The organism is Streptomyces sp. NPDC042346, assembly GCF_055581845.1.
Genome location: NZ_JBVJEH010000004.1, coordinates 507054 through 522829, shown reverse-complemented (window position 1 = coordinate 522829; position 15776 = coordinate 507054). Strand labels below are relative to the sequence as shown.

Below are 15776 nucleotides of genomic sequence, written 5' to 3'. Positions count from 1 at the left end.
CGTAAGTTATCCAGTGCTGTGTACAACGCTGTGGATAAGTTCAGGGGAGAGCTTGACGAGCCGCCGGTCCAGCCGATAAACCGCCGGCTACTTCCACTGCGTGGAGACGCCGAAACCCGCCGCGATGAAGCCGAAGCCCACCACGATGTTCCAGTTGCGGAGCGCCTCGATCGGCATCGAACCGTCGGTGACGTAGAAGACCACGATCCACACCAGCCCGATGGCGAACAACGCCAGCATCACGGGCGCCACCCAGCTGCGGTTCGTCAGCTTGATGTTGGTGGCCTGCTTGGTGGGCGTAGGCGTGAAGTCGGCCTTCTTGCGGATACGTGACTTCGGCACGAGGGACTCTCCTGTCGATGCGCTGCGTGACCGCGCAGGGAACTGTGGCTGGCGCCGGGATGTGACGTAGGAGGAAGACTGCGTCCCCCGGGCGTCCGTTAGCGTAGTGGTTCCGCGGCACCGAAGGGGATCAGGGTACGTTGAGCAATTCCGCCGACACTCCCACAGGGCCGGGCCGCACCACGAGGTGGCGCCCCGTCCGGGTGCTCACCCTTGCCGTCTTCGCCCTCGCCGGACTGATCTTCGTCACGAGTTTCAACACCGCCAAGGGCACGAACATCCGCACGGACGCCTCGCTCCTCAGGCTCTCCGACCTCATCGAGGAACGCAGCCACAAGAACGCCGGGCTCGACGAGTCCACCGCCGCCCTCCGCGCCCAGGTCGACGGCCTCGCCGCCCGCGACGACGGTTCCACCCGTGCGGAGGACGCGAAGCTCGACGCCCTCGCGGCGAGCGCGGGCACCACGGAGGTCTCCGGCTCCGGCCTCACCGTCACCCTCGACGACGCCCCGCCGAACGCCCAGGCCGCCCCGGGCTACCCCGAGCCGCAGGCCAACGACCTCGTCATCCACCAGCAGGACCTCCAGGCGGTCGTCAACGCCCTGTGGCAGGGCGGCGCCGAGGGCATCCGCGTCATGGACCAGCGGCTCATCTCGACCAGCGCCGTGCGCTGCGTCGGCAACACCCTGATCCTCCAGGGCCGCGTCTACTCGCCCCCGTACAAGATCACGGCCGTCGGCGACCGCGGGAAGCTGAGCAAGGCGCTCGCCGACTCCCCGGCCCTCCAGAACTACCAGCTGTACGTCAAGGCGTACGGGCTCGGCTGGAAAGTCGACGACCACAAGGCGGTGACTCTGCCGGGCTACTCGGGCACAGTGGACCTCCACTACGCGAAGCCGGTCGGCTGACCCGTCAGCGGAGCGGTGAGCCGAGCGGTACGCCGAGCGGTGAGCTGAATGGTCAGTGATTGGTGAGCTGACCGGAGGGACTGCGGGGAGGGGCGCGTGGGCGGCTTGCGGCTCGTCGTGCGGACCTTCAGCGAGCTGTGCCTGACGGTCGGCACCCTGATCGTCCTCTTCGTCGTGTACGTCCTGTACTGGACCGGTGTCCAGGCCGAGAGCGCGAGCGCCGGCCAGATCGAGACCCTCCAGCGGGAGTGGGCGGACACCCCGATCGCACCGTCACCGTCGCCGCCGCCCCTGTCGGGGGCGTCGCCGAGGCCTTCGTCGGGGCCCTCGGCCCCGCCCGCCCCCAAGCCGCCGGCCTACGCCCCCGGCAAGGGGATCGCCGTCATGTACGTCCCCCGGCTCGGCAAGGACTGGAAGTGGCCCGTCCTCGAAGGCACCGGTCCCGGCATCCTGAAGAAGGGCCTCGGGCACTACGCGGCCACCGCCCGCCTCGGCGCGACCGGCAACTTCTCCGTCGCGGGCCACCGCCGCACGTACGGCGACCCGTTCAAGGACTTCCCGCGGCTGCGCCCCGGCGACGCGGTGGTCCTCACCGACGGGACGACCTGGTTCACGTACCGGATCGACCGCGGTCCCTACCGGACCGTGCCCACCGATGTCGGGGTCGTCGCCCCCGTACCGAGGAAGTCGGGCTTCGACGGGCCCGGCCGCTACCTCACCCTCACCACCTGCGAACCCGAGTGGGGCAGCAGCCACCGGCTGATCGTCTGGGCGCACCTCGACGGCACACAGCCGGTGACCGACGGTCGTCCACAGGCTTTGGACAGCTGACCCCTCACGGCCCCCTCGCCCCGTACTCTGGTCCCCGTAACGAACGGAAGGGGCGGTCGACGTCATGTACGGCTGGATCTGGAGGCATCTGCCGGGCAACGCGTGGGTGCGGGCACTGATCTCGATCGTGCTGGTACTCGCAGTCGTCTACGCCCTCTTCCAGTACGTGTTCCCCTGGGCGGAGCCGCTGCTTCCGTTCAACGATGTGACGGTGGACGGCCAGTGAGCGCGCGGATTCTCGTCGTCGACAACTACGACAGCTTCGTCTTCAACCTCGTTCAGTACCTCTACCAGCTCGGCGCCGAGTGCGAGGTGCTCCGCAACGACGAGGTCGAGCTGAGCCACGCCCAGGACGGCTTCGACGGCGTCCTGCTGTCGCCCGGGCCCGGCGCGCCCGAGCAGGCCGGGGTCTGCATCGACATGGTCCGGCACTGCGCCGACACCGGCGTGCCCGTCTTCGGCGTCTGCCTCGGCATGCAGTCGATGGCCGTGGCGTACGGCGGCGTCGTCGACCGCGCGCCCGAGCTGCTGCACGGCAAGACCTCCCTGGTCACGCACGAGGGACAGGGCGTCTTCGCCGGTCTGCCCTCGCCCTTCACCGCGACCCGCTACCACTCGCTGGCCGCCGAGCCCGCCGCCCTGCCGGCCGAGCTCGAGGTCACCGCGCGGACCGAGGACGGCATCATCATGGGGCTGCGCCACCGTGAACTGCCCGTCGAAGGGGTGCAGTTCCACCCCGAGTCGGTCCTCACCGAGCACGGCCACCTGATGCTCGCCAACTGGCTGGAGCGGTGCGGCGACAAGGGGGCGGTCGGCCGGTCGGCGGGGCTCGCGCCGGTGGTGGGCAAGGCCGTCGCGTGACGACGGGCTCGCCGTGGTTCCGGGACGCGGGAGGCCCGGAGCCGGAGCCGATACCCGTGGACCCGTACGGGCACGGGGAGCAGCAACTGCCGTACGAGCCGACGGCGTACGAGCCGACGGCGTACGAGCCGTCGTACGACCCCGGGACCGGGGCAGCGGGGCCCGGCGCCGGGTACGAGGCTCCGTACGACCCCCGTCCGACGTACGAGCCGCAGCCCGCCTACGAGGCCTCGCCCGCCTACGAGGCTCCGCCCACCTACGAGGCTCCGCCCACCTACGAGGCTCCGCACGAGCCGGCGTACGAGCCCGCCTACGAGGCCCCGCCCAGCTACGAGGCCCCGCAGGAGCCCGCGTACGAGGCGCCGTACGCGCCGTACGGCTCTGAGGAGCCCTCACAGGCCTCCCAGGCCCCATCGGCCCCACGGGACGAGACGGTGGCTCTACGGGCCGTGGAGACGCCTCCGGGGCCCGGACGGGCCGAGCGGCGCCGCGCGGCCAAGGGCGGCGGCAGGGGCAAGGGCCGCGGCACCACCCCCTCGGCCACTCCTGGGGCCCCTGGAACGGCCCCTGGATCCAAACCCCGCCCTCTCTCCCGCGTGGAGGCCCGCCGCGCCGCCCGCGCGGCCAAGGACAGCGTCGGCGTCGTCGCCAGCCGGGTCATCGGGGAACTGTTCATCACCTTCGGCGTCGTCATGCTGCTCTTCGTCACCTACCAGCTGTGGTGGACGAACGTCCGCGCCGGTCAGCAGACCGACCGCGCCAAGGAGCAGATCGAGGACACCTGGGCCAAGGGCGACAGCAAGCCGGAGGCCTTCGAGCCCGGCGAGGGCTTCGCCATCATGTACATCCCCAAGCTCGACGTCGTCGTGCCCATCGCCGAGGGCATCAACAAGACCAAGGTCCTCGACAAGGGCATGGTCGGCCACTACTCCGAGGGCAAGCTCAAGACGGCCATGCCGGCCGACAAGCAGGGCAACTTCGCGGTCGCCGGACACCGCAACACGCACGGCGAACCGTTCCGGTACGTCAACCAGCTCAAGCCCGGGGACCCGATCGTCGTCGAGACCCAGGACGCGTACTACACCTACAAGATGGCGAGCATCCTGCCCCAGACCTCGCCGTCGAACGTCTCGGTGATCGACCCGGTCCCGAAGGGATCCGGTTTCACGAAACCCGGCCGGTACATCACACTCACCACGTGCACGCCCGAGTTCACGAGCACGTACCGCATGATCGTCTGGGGCCAGCTGGTCGAGGAACGCCCGCGCAGCAAGGGGAAGCCCGAGGCACTCGTAGGCTGAGACCCGACACCTCCGGACGGGACGACGGGACGACCTAGTGGCACGCGCGCGTAACCGGATCGCCGGGATCATCAGCGTCTTCGGCGAACTCCTCATCACAGCGGGCCTGGTGCTCGGACTGTTCGTCGTCTACTCGCTGTGGTGGACCAACGTCCTCGCCGACCGCGCCGCCGACCAGGACGGCGCCCAGGTCCGCGACCGCTGGGCCGACGGCCCCGGAGCCCTCGACACCAAGGACGGCATCGGCTTCCTGCACGTGCCGGCCATGGACAACGGCGAGGTCCTGGTCAAGCAGGGCACCACCAGCGGCATCCTCAACAACGGCGTCGCCGGCTACTACACCGACCCGATCGAGTCCGCCCTCCCGCAGGACAAGAAGGGCAACTTCACGCTCGCCGCCCACCGCGACGGGCACGGCGCGAAGTTCCACAACATCCACAAGCTGAAGACCGGCGACGCGATCGTCTTTGAATCCAAGGACACCTGGTACGTCTACAAGGTCTACAAGTCGCTGCCGGAGACGACGAAGTACAACGTGGACGTCCTCCAGCCCGTGCCGAAGGAATCCGGCAAGACCGAGCCGGGCCGCTACATCACGCTGACGACCTGCACCCCGATGTACACCTCGGACTACCGGTACATCGTCTGGGGCGAACTGGAACGCACGGAGAAGGTCGACCGCGACCGCACCCCACCGGCGGAGCTGCGCTGACACCCGCCGCCCTACGACCGAGCCCCGGCATCCCATGGATGCCGGGGCTCGGTCGTGATGCGTGCGCGTGCGGGTGCGCGTGCGGGTCGGGCCGTCAGTCGAAGAAGCCGCCGCCGTTGTTGTTGTCCCCGCCGTTGGGGTCGCCGCCCGGGTTGCCGCCGTTGTCGCCGGGGTTGCCGCCGCCGCCCACGGTGATGACCGTGACCGTCTCACCGGTGTTGATCATCGAACCCGGCCCCGGGTTCGAGGTGATCACCGTGGCGTCCTCCTTGTCGGAGCCCTGCTGGACGACGACCAGACCCAAGGCCTCAAGCTGCGCCTTGACGTCCTTGAACGGCTTCGTCGCGATGTCCGTGGGGATCTGGACCTGGGTCTGCTGCGGGCCCTTGGAGACCTGGAGCGTCACCTCGGAGTTCTTCCCGACCGAGGAGTTGCCGTCCGGGGTCTGCTTCACGACCTGGTCCTTGGGCTGATCCGAGTCCACGTACTGCGTGACCACGGTGAAGCCCAGGTCCTTCAGCTGCTGCTCGGCCTGAGCGAGCGGGTTGCCGACGACCGGGGGAACCGTCGTCTGCATCTGCTTCGCGACCGTGATCGTCACCTCGGAGTTCTTCTCCGCCTTGGTGCCGCCCTGCGGGTCCGTGCTCAGGACCGTGCCCGGGTCCTCATCGGACTCCTGCTGCTCGACCTTGACCTTGAAGCCCTTGGCCTTCAGGCTCTCCTCGGCGCGCTCCTGCGACTGCTCGACGACGTCCGGGACCTCTTCGAGGGGGGCGCCCTCGGAGACGTACACCTGGATCGTGCTGCCGGTGTCCATCTTCGCGATGTTGTCCGCGACCGGGGACTGCCGGCAGACGGAGCCCTTGGGCTCGTCGCAGCGCTCGGTGCCGGCCTGGACCGCCTTCACCTGCGCGTTCGCCGCGAGACCCTCCGCCGTCTTCAGCGGCTGACCGACGAGCTGGGGGACCAGGACCTGCTGGGGCCCCTCCTTCTTGTCCATCAGCGAGACGCCGATGAAGATCGCGCCGACGAGCACCAGGATGCCCGCGAGGACCAGCAGGATCGTCGAGGTGTTCGACTTCTTCTGGCCACCACCGCGGCGCCGGTCCGGACGGTCGTCGTAGCCGTAGCCACCGTCGTCCCCGTTGACCGGGGGCATCATCGACGTCTGACCGGCCGGGTCGGCCTGGCGCAGGGCGGTGGTCGGCTGGTCCTCCGGCGGATAACCGCCGTAGCCCCCGCCGTACGCGGGCGCGCCCGCCATGCCCATCCCCATGCCCATCGCCGCGGCGGCCGCGACCGGCTGACCGTCGAGGCAGGCCTCGATGTCCGCGCGCATCTCGTCCGCCGACTGGTAGCGGTAGTCGGGGTCCTTGACCAGCGCCTTGAGGACGATGGCGTCCATCGACGGCGTGATCTCGGGGTCGAAGTTGCTCGGCGGCTGCGGCTCCTCGCGGACGTGCTGGTACGCGACCGCGACCGGCGAGTCGCCCACGAAGGGCGGCCGGACGGTCAGCAGCTCGTACAGCAGGCAGCCCGTGGAGTACAGGTCGGACCGGGCGTCGACCTGCTCGCCCTTGGCCTGCTCCGGGGAGAGGTACTGGGCGGTGCCGATCACCGCGGCGGTCTGGGTCATGGTCATGCCCGCGTCGCCCATGGCGCGCGCGATGCCGAAGTCCATGACCTTGACCTGGCCGGTGCGCGTCAGCATGACGTTCGCCGGCTTGATGTCGCGGTGCACGATGCCGGCGCGGTGGGAGTACTCGAGCGCCTGGAGGATGCCGACCGTCATCTCGAGGGTGCGCTCGGGCAGCAGCTTGCGCCCCGAGTGCAGCAGCTCGCGCAGGGTCGACCCGTCGACGTACTCCATCACGATGTACGGGATGGAGACCTGGTCGACGTAGTCCTCGCCGGTGTCGTAGACCGCGACGATCGCCGGGTGGTTCAGCGAGGCGGCGGACTGTGCCTCACGGCGGAACCGGGCCTGGAAGGACGGATCGCGGGCCAGGTCGGCCCGCAGCGTCTTCACGGCGACGGTGCGGCCGAGCCGGGTGTCCTGGGCGATGTACACCTCGGCCATGCCACCACGGCCGAGCACCGAGCCCAGCTCGTACCGGCCGCCGAGGCGACGCGGCTCTTCCATAGCTAATCCAGCCCTCTCCGTCTGTCCCGACCGCACCCATGGGTGGTCCGGCGGTGTGTGCTGTTCGCGCATACGCTACCGGCCCCGGGAAGACGTTCCGCTCGGGGCCGGTAGCTGATACCTGACCGGTACCTGGTTCGTACCGTCTACCTGGTTCGTACCGTTCCGGGATCAGCCCCGGCTCTTGATGACCGCCTTCATGACGGCCTTCGCGATCGGCGCGGCCAGGCCGCCACCGCTGATGTCCTCGCGGTCGGTGCCCTCGGAGTCCTCGACGATCACGGCCACGGCCACCGGGGACCCCTGGTCGGTCTTGGCGTACGAGATGAACCAGGCGTACGGGCGCTTCGCGTTCTTGTCGCCGTGCTGGGCCGTACCCGTCTTGCCGCCGACCTTGACGCCGTCCATGTGCAGGTCGGCGTTGCCGCCGGTGCCCTTGGTGACGACGTTCTCCATCATCTGCTGGAGCAGCTGGGCGTTCTCCTGCGAGACCGGCCGGCTCATCTCCTCCGGCTCGTTCTGCTTGACGATGTCGAGGTTCGGGGCGCGCAGCTGGTCGATCATGTACGGCTTCATCAGCTTGCCGTCGTTGGCGATCGCCGCCGTGACCATCGCCATCTGGAGCGGGGTGGTCGCGGTGTTGAACTGGCCGATGGAGGAGAGCGCGTTGCCGCCGCGGTCCATCTTCTTGTCGTAGACGGAGGCTGCGGAGCGGACCGGGGTGAACTGCTCGGCGTTGAAACCGAACTTCTCGGCCATCTCCACCATCTTGTCGCGGCCGACGTCGTCGCCGAGCTTCGCGAAGACCGAGTTGCAGGAGATCTCCAGCGCCTTGGTGAGGCTGGCGTTGGCGCAGCCCTTGGCGTGGTTGATCATCTCCTTGGTGGAGAGCGGGATCTTCCAGCCGTCGGGGGTGTCGGTCGCCGCGTTGATGTCGGTGACCTTGCCGTTCTCCAGCGCCGCGGCGGCGGTGACGACCTTGAAGACGGAGCCGGGCGGGTAGATCTCGCGGATGGCGCGGTTCAGCTTCGGCTTGCTCTTGTCGCTCTCCAGCCCGACCCAGGCCTTCTCGTCCTTGCCGGAGTAACCGGCGAAGGAAGAGGGGTCGTACGACGGCGTGGACGCCATCGCGAGGATCTTGCCGGTGGACGGCTCGATCGCGACGACGGCGCCGGTGTTGTTGCCGAGGCCGTCGAAGGCGGCCTTCTGGGCGGCACCGCTGAGGGTGGTGACGACGTCGCCGCCCTTCTTCGTCTCACCGGTGAACATGGCGAGCGTACGGTCGAAGAAGAGCCGGTCGTCGTTGCCGGTGAGGATGCCGTCCTCGATCTTCTCGATCTGGTTGGCGTCGTAGGCCTGCGAGGCGTACCCGGTGACCGGGGCCCACATGGGGCCGTCGGTGTAGGTGCGCTTGTACTTGTAGAACGTGTCCTGCGAGTCGGCGGACCCGGTGATCGGCTTGCCGTCGACGATGATGTTGCCGCGGGGGTTGGCATACCGCTCGATCTGCACGCGCTTGTTGCGCGAGTGGGCGTTCAGCTCGTCGGCGCGGACGAACTGGAGCCAGTTGTCGCGCAGGAGCAGGGCGAAAACGAGCAGGCCACAGAAGATCGCGACCCGCCGCAGCGGCTTGTTCACGGACGGACCACCTGGGTCATCTCGGCGTCGGGGGACGGGGCGGGCGCGGGCGCGGGACGGCGCGCGGTGTCGCTGATCCGGATCAGGATGCCGACGAGGGCCCAGTTGGCGATCACGGAGGAACCGCCGTACGCGAGGAACGGCATGGTCATACCGGTGAGCGGGATGAGGCCCATCACGCCGCCGGCGACGACGAAGATCTGGAGCGCGAAGGCGCCGGAGAGGCCCATCGCGAGGAGCTTGCCGAAGGGGTCGCGGGCGGCGAGGGCGGTGCGGACACCGCGCTCGACGATCAGCCCGTAGAGGAGCAGGAAGACCATCACGCCGGTGAGTCCGAGCTCCTCGCCGACGGTGGCGAAGATGAAGTCGGAGTTGGCGGCGAAGCCGATGAGGTCCGAGTTGCCCTGGCCGAGACCCGTGCCGAGGATGCCGCCGGAGCCGAAGGACATCAGCACCTGGGTCATCTGGTCACAGGCGGGGACCGTTTCCGCGCAGGCGAACGGGTCGGCCCAGGCGTCGACACGGGCCTGGACGTGGCTCGCGAAGGAGGCCACGCCGACCGCGCCCGCGACGGACATCAGCAGACCCATGACGATCCAGCTGGTCCGCTCCGTCGCCACGTACAGCATGATCACGAACATGCCGAAGAAGAGCAGCGACGTACCGAGGTCGTTCTCGAAGATCAGGATGAGGAGGCTGACCGCCCAGATCGTCAGGATCGGGCCGAGGTCACGGCCGCGGGGCAGGTAGAGCCCCATGAAGCGGCGGCTGGCCAGGGCCAGGGCGTCACGCTTCACCATGAGGTAGCCGGAGAAGAACACCGCCAGCACGATCTTGGCGAACTCACCGGGCTGGATGGAGAACCCGGCGATGTTGATCCAGATCTTCGCGCCGTAGACCGGGGTGCCGAGGCCTGGAACGAGCGGCAGCAGCAGCAGGACGAGGGCGGCCGCCATCGAGATGTACGTGTACCGCTGGAGGACCCGGTGGTCCTTGAGCAGCAGCAGCACGCCCGCGAACATGGCGATGCCGATCGCCGAGTACAGCATCTGCTTCGGGGCGTCCGGGCTGAAGCTGCCGAAGTCCCGGATGGATTTGGCGATCAGCCGCGGCGACTGGTCGAGGCGCCAGATCAGCACCAGACCCATGCCGTTGAGCAGGGTCGCGAGGGGCAGCAGCAGCGGGTCCGCGTACGGGGCCCACTTCCGCACCACGAGGTGCGCGACGCCTGCGAGCAGGGCGAGGCCCAGCCCGTACCCGGCCATGCCGGCCGGGACCTTGCCGTCGATGGCCAGGCCCACGTTGAGGTACGCGAACACCGGGATGACGACGGCGAACGCGAGCAGCGCCAGCTCGGTGTTGCGGCGGCTCGGCGCCTCGATCGCGCCGATGGTGGTCGTGTTGGTGACAACGCTCATGGTGGTGAAAGGCCCCCTACGGGTGCTTACTGCTTGCCGCAGTTCGAGGCCAGCTTCTGCTCCTCCGCGGTGAGGGTGGGACCCGGCGACGGAGCGGCTGTGGTGGGCTTGGAGTCAGGGGTGGCGGTGCCTTCCGGCGTCTCGGCCGGCGGCTTGCTCGCCTGGTCCGCGGCCTTCTCGGCGGCGGCGCGGCGCTGCTCGGTCTTCTTGCAGGCCGAGGCCTGCGCGGCCAGCTCGGAGATCTTCGTCTCGGCCTTGCCGAGGCTGCCGCCCGCGATCGTGTCCTCGACCTGCTTCCGCTGGTAGGCGGGGAGGTACTTGAGTTCGATCTCGGGGTGGTCCTTCTCGACCTTCGACAGCGAGACCCACGCCAGGTCCTGGCTGATGCCCTGGTAGAGCGCCACGTGCTGGTCCTTGGAGCCGACGAAGTACTGCGTCTGCGTCCACCGCCAGCCGCCGTAGAGCCCGCCGCCGACGAGGGCGAGGGCCAGGACGAGGAAGAAGGAGCGCTTGAGCCACTTGCGGCCGGTGCGCGGCTTGACGAAGTCGTCGTCCGTGTACGACTCGAAGGAGCCCTGCGGCGGCATGCCGCCGTAGCCGTGGTCGTCACCGCTGCCGGGCGGACCGAAGCCGCCAGCCGGCGGCTGCTGGTGCGGGGCCGGGCGGCCGAGGCCGGAGGCGCGGCCGGCGGGGGTCTGCATCGCCCCGCCGTCGTTCAGCTGGGCGGCCTGGTTCTCGGCGACCGCGCCCACGATGACCGGGGTGTCGCTGAGGTGACCGGCGAGGGTGTCGCCGCCGTCGACGTCGAGGACGTCGGCGACGATCACCGTGATGTTGTCGGGGCCGCCGCCGCGCAGCGCGAGCTGGATCAGCTCCTGCACGGTCTCCTGCGGGCCCTGGTAGCTGGCGAGCGTGTCCTCGAGGGTCTGGTGGGACACCACGCCGGACAGGCCGTCGGAGCAGATCAGATAGCGGTCGCCGGCCCGGACCTCACGGATGGAGAGGTCGGGTTCGACGTGGTCACCGCTGCCGAGCGCGCGCATGAGGAGCGAGCGCTGCGGGTGGGTGGTGGCCTCTTCCTCGGTGATCCGGCCCTCGTCGACGAGGCGCTGGACCCACGTGTGGTCCTGCGTGATCTGGGTGAGGACACCGTCACGGAGCAGGTACGCGCGCGAGTCGCCGACGTGCACGAGGCCGAGGCGCTGACCGGTCCACAGCAGGGCCGTGAGCGTCGTGCCCATGCCCTCCAGCTGCGGGTCCTCCTCGACCATCATCCGCAACTGGTCGTTGGCGCGCTGCACCGCCGTACCGAGCGAGGTGAGGATGTCGGAACCGGGGACGTCGTCGTCGAGCGTGACGAGCGTCGAGATCACCTCGGAGGAGGCGACCTCACCGGCGGCCTGGCCGCCCATGCCGTCGGCGATCGCGAGCAGCCGGGGGCCGGCGTAGCCGGAGTCCTCGTTGCCCTCGCGGATCATGCCCTTGTGGGAGCCCGCGGCGAAACGCAGGGACAGAGTCATGCGCACCTGCCCTGTCGACGCTGCATCGGGGTACAGCCGGTCTCGACCCACACTGCCCACCCTCCGGTCGCTCCGCTCATTGTCGTACTACTTCCGCAGCTCGATGACGGTCTTGCCGATGCGAATCGGCGCGCCCAGCGGAATCGGTGTGGCGGTGGTGAGGCGGGTCCGGTCGAGATAGGTGCCGTTCGTGGACCCGAGATCCTCGACGATCCACTGGCCGTCCCGGTCCGGGTAGATCCTGGCGTGCCGGCTGGACGCGTAGTCGTCGTCCAGCACGATCGTCGAATCGTGCGCCCGGCCCAGCGTGATCGTCTGGCCCTGGAGGGCGACGGTGGTGCCCGTGAGGGTGCCCTCGGAGACGACCAGCTTGGTCGGGGCGCCACGGCGCTGCCGCCCGCCCGCGGTCGGCTGCTGGCCGCGCTGCTGCGGAGGCGCGGCGGTCTGCTGGCGCGTGTTCTGCTGCGGCCGGGCGTCCTGGCGCCGTGAACCGCGCTGCGTCACCCGCGTTCCGAACAGATCGCTGCGGATGACCTGGACGGCCACGATGACGAACAGCCACAGAACGGCCAGGAAACCCAACCGCATGACCGTCAGGGTCAGCTCTGACATTGCCCCCGCTTCACCCTTCGGCTTGCCGGTAAACGATGGTGGTGCTGCCCACGACGATCCGCGAGCCGTCGCGGAGCGTAGCGCGGGTGGTGTGCTGCCCGTCCACCACGATGCCGTTGGTGGATCCCAGATCCTGGATCGTCGAGGGCGTTCCGGTCCGGATCTCGCAGTGCCGGCGGGAGACGCCGGGATCGTCGATCCTCACGTCCGCGTCGGTGCTGCGGCCGAGGACCAGGGTCGGGCGGGAGATCTGATGGCGGGTGCCGTTGATCTCGATCCAGTGGCGGACGCGGGAGCCCGCTCCTGCCCCGGTGCCCGTGCCGGGCACGGCCACGGGGCCGCCCGCCGGACGCCCGGCGGGTGCCGCCGGCCGGTGGCCGGGGGCGCCGGGAGGGGGCGAGGCGGGCATGGGCGGGGCGCCGGCCGGGGGGTACCCGTAACCGCCGCGGCCCTGCGCCGGGCCCTGCTGCTGGTGGTGCTGCTGGTGCTGCTGGGGTCCGCCGGCGGGCGGCTGCGGCTGTGACGTACTCGACGCGAGTGTGCGGCTGCGCACCCGGTACAGACCGGTGTCGAGGTCGTCGGCCTTCTCCAGATGGACCTTGATCGGGCCCATGAAGGTGTACCGCTGCTGCTTCGCGTAGTCCCTGACCAGGCCGGCGAGCTCGTCGCCGAGCTGGCCCGAGTAGGGGCTGAGGCGCTCGTAGTCCGGCGCGCTCAGCTCCACGATGAAGTCGTTGGGGACGACGGTCCGCTCGCGGTTCCAGATCGTCGCGTTGTTGTCGCACTCGCGCTGGAGCGCGCCGGCGATCTCGACGGGCTGGACCTCGGACTTGAAGACCTTGGCGAAGGTGCCGTTGACCAGACCTTCGAGGCGCTGCTCGAATCGCTTCAGGACTCCCATGGGGCACCTCCTCCGTCGTTGTCGTCCTGGTACTGCTTACTGATCGTATCCACGCGTCGGGAAATCGGCTGGTTCCCCTTCTCTGCCCTGTGGACGAGTGTCACCTCTCACAGACCTTTCCCCCGGATCGTAGAGGCGGCCTGTGGACAGTGTCCCGCACCCGACGGAGGGACCGGCGGTGGGACCGGGGGTCCGGCCTCCGGAGCGGAGTGCGGTCCGTCACCTTCCTCCCTTCTCCTTCCGTTCCTCCCTTCCATCCGTTCTCTTCCCTTCCTTCCGTTCCTTCCGGCTCCGTCACCTTCCTGCCTCCCCTTCCTCTCCTCCCTCACTCGTTCCCTTCGGGGTCTCCGTCAGGCCTCCCTCTCTCCTTGTTCTGCGGGAGTGGGGACGAAACAAGGGATGTGAATCCACGGTCTCCGACGTGCTAATCTTCAGATGTCGCCAGGCGCTCGCACCGAAAGGTGAGGGGCTTGGAGGTCACCAATGCGCGGGTGGCGGAATAGGCAGACGCGCTGGATTCAGGTTCCAGTGCCCGAAAGGGCGTGGGGGTTCAACTCCCCCCTCGCGCACCAGACGGAAGCCCCGTAGGTCAATGACCTACGGGGCTTCCGCGTTTGTGTCGTGGAATGTGAGCCTTCCCACGTCGGGGCCGCGTGCCGGTGCCGGGTGCGAGAAGGCTTGGGGCGAGGTCGCGACTTTTGTCGTCGGAGCGCGAGACGAAAGACGGACGTCCGTGGATGGGGCCGCTGCCTAGGGTGCGAGCGTGGACGTTATGTCGAAGTCGGGGGACCGGGGCGCGAGCGGGAGCGACACCGGGAAAGACACAGGAATCAGGGCCAGGGCCGTTGCCTGCTGGGGATGGTTCGCCGTACCCGGACAGTGGTCGCGGCGCAGGACCGCCGGTGAGATCTCGCTCGCCGTGGTCGTCGCGCTGCTCGCCGCCGGGAGCGAGGAGCTCCTGGGCGGCGAGGGCTGGCGGCTGGCCGGAGTCGCCGCCGGTGCCGCCGTGCTGTCGCTGCTGCGCCGCAGGCTGCCCGCGAGCGTCCTCGTCCTCACTGCGGCGCTCGCCCCCTTCCTGCCCGGCTTCGGGCCGCTGCTGATCGTCGTCAGCTGGTCGGCCGGCCGGTACGTCGCGAGCGCCGGGCAGGCGCTGGCCGCGTTCATGGCCGCCTTCGTCCTGGACGTCGGAGGGACGCTCCTGGAGACCTGGGACCGCCAGCGGCTGCTCACGGTGGCCTTCCTCGCGACCCTCTACTACCTGGGCACCACGCTCGCGCCCGGTCTCGCGCACCGCTACTGGACCCAGCGGCGGACCCTGTTGCACGCCCTCCAGGAGCGCAACGCCCAGTTGCTGCGGGAGCGGACCATGGTGGCCTGGCAGGCGCGGCTGCGGGAGCGGCAGCGGATCGCCCAGGACATGCACGACAGCCTCGGACACCAGCTGGCGCTGATCGCCGTGCACACGGGTGCCCTGGAGGTCGACCGGGAGCTGAGCGAGCGGCAGCGCGAGGTCGTCGGAGTCCTGCGGAACGCGTCGGTGACGGCGATGCACGAGCTGCGGGAGGTCGTCGGCATATTGCGCGACGGGATCGAGGCGACGGAGGGCACGGCCTCCGCGCCCGCGCGGGCCGGGGACGAGACGGGGCGGGCGGCGCGGGGGACCGCCGGCATCGACGGGCTCGTGGAGGCGGCCCGAGCGGCCGGGACCACGGTCGGGCTGCGCCGGGTCGGGGAGGAGCGGTCGCTGGCGCCGGCCGCGGACCACGCCGCGTACCGGATCGTGCAGGAGGCGCTGACCAACGCCTACAAGTACGCGCCGGGGGCGCCGATCGGCGTCGAGCTGCGGTACGAGCCGGACGCCTTCGTCGTGGAGGTCCTCAACGAGGAGTCGGAGGGCGGCCCGGCCAAGGACGTGGTGAGCGGCGGGCAGGGGCTGACCGGGCTGGCCGAGCGGGCCCGCCTGGTGGGCGGCATGTGCCACGCGGGTCCGGCCGACGGAGGCGGGTTCCGGGTGGCCGGGATGCTGCCGTACGGGGCGGCGCCCGTCGCCGAGGCAGCGCCTTTGGTCGATGCCGCCGACGACTTCCGGCAGCAGTCGACGACCCCGCTCGTGGGCGATGGTCGTCCGGTCGTGGTCGGACCGGCCGACTGGACGTTCACGGAGCGGGAGCTGGCGATGGCGGTGCGCGGGGGCAGAGGCAGGGGCAGGGGCATGGGCGCGGGCGGCGGGGTCGCCCTGGGGTGCGGGATCGCGTTCGCGGCGGTCGTGCTGCTCGTGGTGGCCGCGGGCTTCGGTCTCTTCTTCATGATCGGTTCGATGGAGAAGGGGATGATCGAGCCCGAGCAGTACGACGCGGTGAAGGTCGGCACGGCCGAGCGGGAGGTCCGTGACCGACTCCCTTCGGGCGATTCGATCGCCACCGTGGGGCTGACCGGCAAGGGGCCCGCGCGGCCGGAGGGCTCGGACTGTCTGGTGCTGCTGTCCTCGGACACGGGCGAGAAGTTCGACGAGGAGCCCGTTTTCCGGTTCTGCTTCAAGGACGGCAAGCTGATCGAGAAGAAGTCGTACGTGGTCGAGCAGCGGTGACG

The 15776-nt window shown here is 69.7% G+C and carries 14 protein-coding genes and 1 tRNA gene; 8 read left to right on the top strand and 7 right to left on the bottom strand.

Annotated features, from left to right (window positions below):
* Positions 1–87: 87 nt before the first annotated feature.
* The gene (gene crgA, locus ACZ6K0_RS20365) at positions 88–342 is read right to left on the bottom strand and encodes a cell division protein CrgA (RefSeq protein WP_376397778.1); all 255 of its coding nucleotides are present in this window, start codon (positions 340–342) and stop codon (positions 88–90) included.
* 140 nt (positions 343–482) lie between these two features.
* On the opposite strand from crgA, the gene ACZ6K0_RS20360 reads away from it, so the two are divergent.
* The 6 genes from ACZ6K0_RS20360 (at position 483) to ACZ6K0_RS20335 (ending at position 4955) form a co-directional block, all read left to right on the top strand.
* Positions 483–1250: a DUF881 domain-containing protein gene (locus tag ACZ6K0_RS20360; RefSeq protein ID WP_469231235.1), complete on the top strand. Its 768-nt coding sequence runs from the start codon at positions 483–485 to the stop codon at positions 1248–1250.
* Between the two features lie 105 nt (positions 1251–1355).
* A complete protein-coding gene (locus tag ACZ6K0_RS20355; protein ID WP_469231498.1) occupies positions 1356–2081 on the top strand; it encodes a class E sortase in 726 nt (241 codons plus the stop codon).
* A gap of 64 nt (positions 2082–2145) precedes the next feature.
* On the top strand, positions 2146–2307 hold the full coding sequence (locus ACZ6K0_RS20350; RefSeq protein WP_024760376.1) for a hypothetical protein: 162 nt from the start codon (positions 2146–2148) through the stop codon (positions 2305–2307).
* Positions 2304–2942, top strand: coding sequence for an aminodeoxychorismate/anthranilate synthase component II (locus ACZ6K0_RS20345; protein ID WP_376397772.1), 639 nt, complete (start codon positions 2304–2306; stop codon positions 2940–2942). The genes ACZ6K0_RS20350 and ACZ6K0_RS20345 overlap by 4 nt, the downstream gene beginning before the upstream one ends.
* Positions 2939–4243 (top strand): class E sortase, encoded by a 1305-nt coding sequence (locus tag ACZ6K0_RS20340; protein ID WP_469231233.1) that lies wholly within the window; start codon positions 2939–2941, stop codon positions 4241–4243. Before ACZ6K0_RS20345 ends, ACZ6K0_RS20340 begins: the two co-directional genes overlap by 4 nt.
* Positions 4244–4280: 37 nt before the next feature.
* Entirely contained in the window at positions 4281–4955 is a 675-nt protein-coding gene (locus tag ACZ6K0_RS20335) for a class E sortase (protein ID WP_376397766.1), read from the top strand.
* A gap of 94 nt (positions 4956–5049) precedes the next feature.
* Here the strand turns inward: ACZ6K0_RS20335 and pknB are convergent, their stop codons facing one another.
* From pknB to ACZ6K0_RS20305, 6 genes are all read right to left on the bottom strand, one after another.
* Positions 5050–7098 (bottom strand): Stk1 family PASTA domain-containing Ser/Thr kinase, encoded by a 2049-nt coding sequence (pknB, locus tag ACZ6K0_RS20330; protein ID WP_469231231.1) that lies wholly within the window; start codon positions 7096–7098, stop codon positions 5050–5052.
* Positions 7099–7269: 171 nt separating this feature from the next.
* Positions 7270–8736: a peptidoglycan D,D-transpeptidase FtsI family protein gene (locus ACZ6K0_RS20325; RefSeq protein ID WP_469231229.1), complete on the bottom strand. Its 1467-nt coding sequence runs from the start codon at positions 8734–8736 to the stop codon at positions 7270–7272.
* A complete protein-coding gene (locus ACZ6K0_RS20320; RefSeq protein WP_376397757.1) occupies positions 8733–10154 on the bottom strand; it encodes an FtsW/RodA/SpoVE family cell cycle protein in 1422 nt (473 codons plus the stop codon). The genes ACZ6K0_RS20325 and ACZ6K0_RS20320 overlap by 4 nt, the downstream gene beginning before the upstream one ends.
* Positions 10155–10180: 26 nt before the next feature.
* Complete coding sequence (locus ACZ6K0_RS20315; protein WP_376397754.1) at positions 10181–11674, bottom strand: Stp1/IreP family PP2C-type Ser/Thr phosphatase; 1494 nt, start codon at positions 11672–11674, stop codon at positions 10181–10183.
* Positions 11675–11761: 87 nt separating this feature from the next.
* A complete protein-coding gene (locus tag ACZ6K0_RS20310; protein ID WP_376397751.1) occupies positions 11762–12286 on the bottom strand; it encodes an FHA domain-containing protein FhaB/FipA in 525 nt (174 codons plus the stop codon).
* Between the two features lie 10 nt (positions 12287–12296).
* Positions 12297–13187, bottom strand: a complete 891-nt coding sequence (locus tag ACZ6K0_RS20305) for an FhaA domain-containing protein (RefSeq protein WP_469231226.1) — start codon at positions 13185–13187, stop codon at positions 12297–12299.
* 485 nt (positions 13188–13672) lie between these two features.
* On the opposite strand from ACZ6K0_RS20305, the gene ACZ6K0_RS20300 reads away from it, so the two are divergent.
* Both ACZ6K0_RS20300 and ACZ6K0_RS20295 read left to right on the top strand, forming a co-directional pair.
* Positions 13673–13759 (top strand) — tRNA-Leu (locus tag ACZ6K0_RS20300).
* A gap of 200 nt (positions 13760–13959) precedes the next feature.
* On the top strand, positions 13960–15774 hold the full coding sequence (locus tag ACZ6K0_RS20295) for a sensor histidine kinase (RefSeq protein ID WP_469231496.1): 1815 nt from the start codon (positions 13960–13962) through the stop codon (positions 15772–15774).
* Positions 15775–15776 lie beyond the last annotated feature (2 nt).

Bases quoted from the DNA above. Each gene is read 5' to 3' on its own strand.
- ACZ6K0_RS20350 (WP_024760376.1), top strand. From the start codon at position 2,146: ATGTACGGCTGGATCTGGAGGCATCTGCCGGGCAACGCGTGGGTGCGG.
- ACZ6K0_RS20305 (WP_469231226.1), bottom strand. From the start codon at position 13,187: ATGGGAGTCCTGAAGCGATTCGAGCAGCGCCTCGAAGGTCTGGTCAAC.
- ACZ6K0_RS20295 (WP_469231496.1), top strand. From the start codon at position 13,960: ATGTCGAAGTCGGGGGACCGGGGCGCGAGCGGGAGCGACACCGGGAAA.
- pknB (WP_469231231.1), bottom strand. From the start codon at position 7,098: ATGGAAGAGCCGCGTCGCCTCGGCGGCCGGTACGAGCTGGGCTCGGTG.
- ACZ6K0_RS20320 (WP_376397757.1), bottom strand. From the start codon at position 10,154: ATGAGCGTTGTCACCAACACGACCACCATCGGCGCGATCGAGGCGCCG.
- ACZ6K0_RS20310 (WP_376397751.1), bottom strand. From the start codon at position 12,286: ATGTCAGAGCTGACCCTGACGGTCATGCGGTTGGGTTTCCTGGCCGTT.
- ACZ6K0_RS20315 (WP_376397754.1), bottom strand. From the start codon at position 11,674: ATGACTCTGTCCCTGCGTTTCGCCGCGGGCTCCCACAAGGGCATGATC.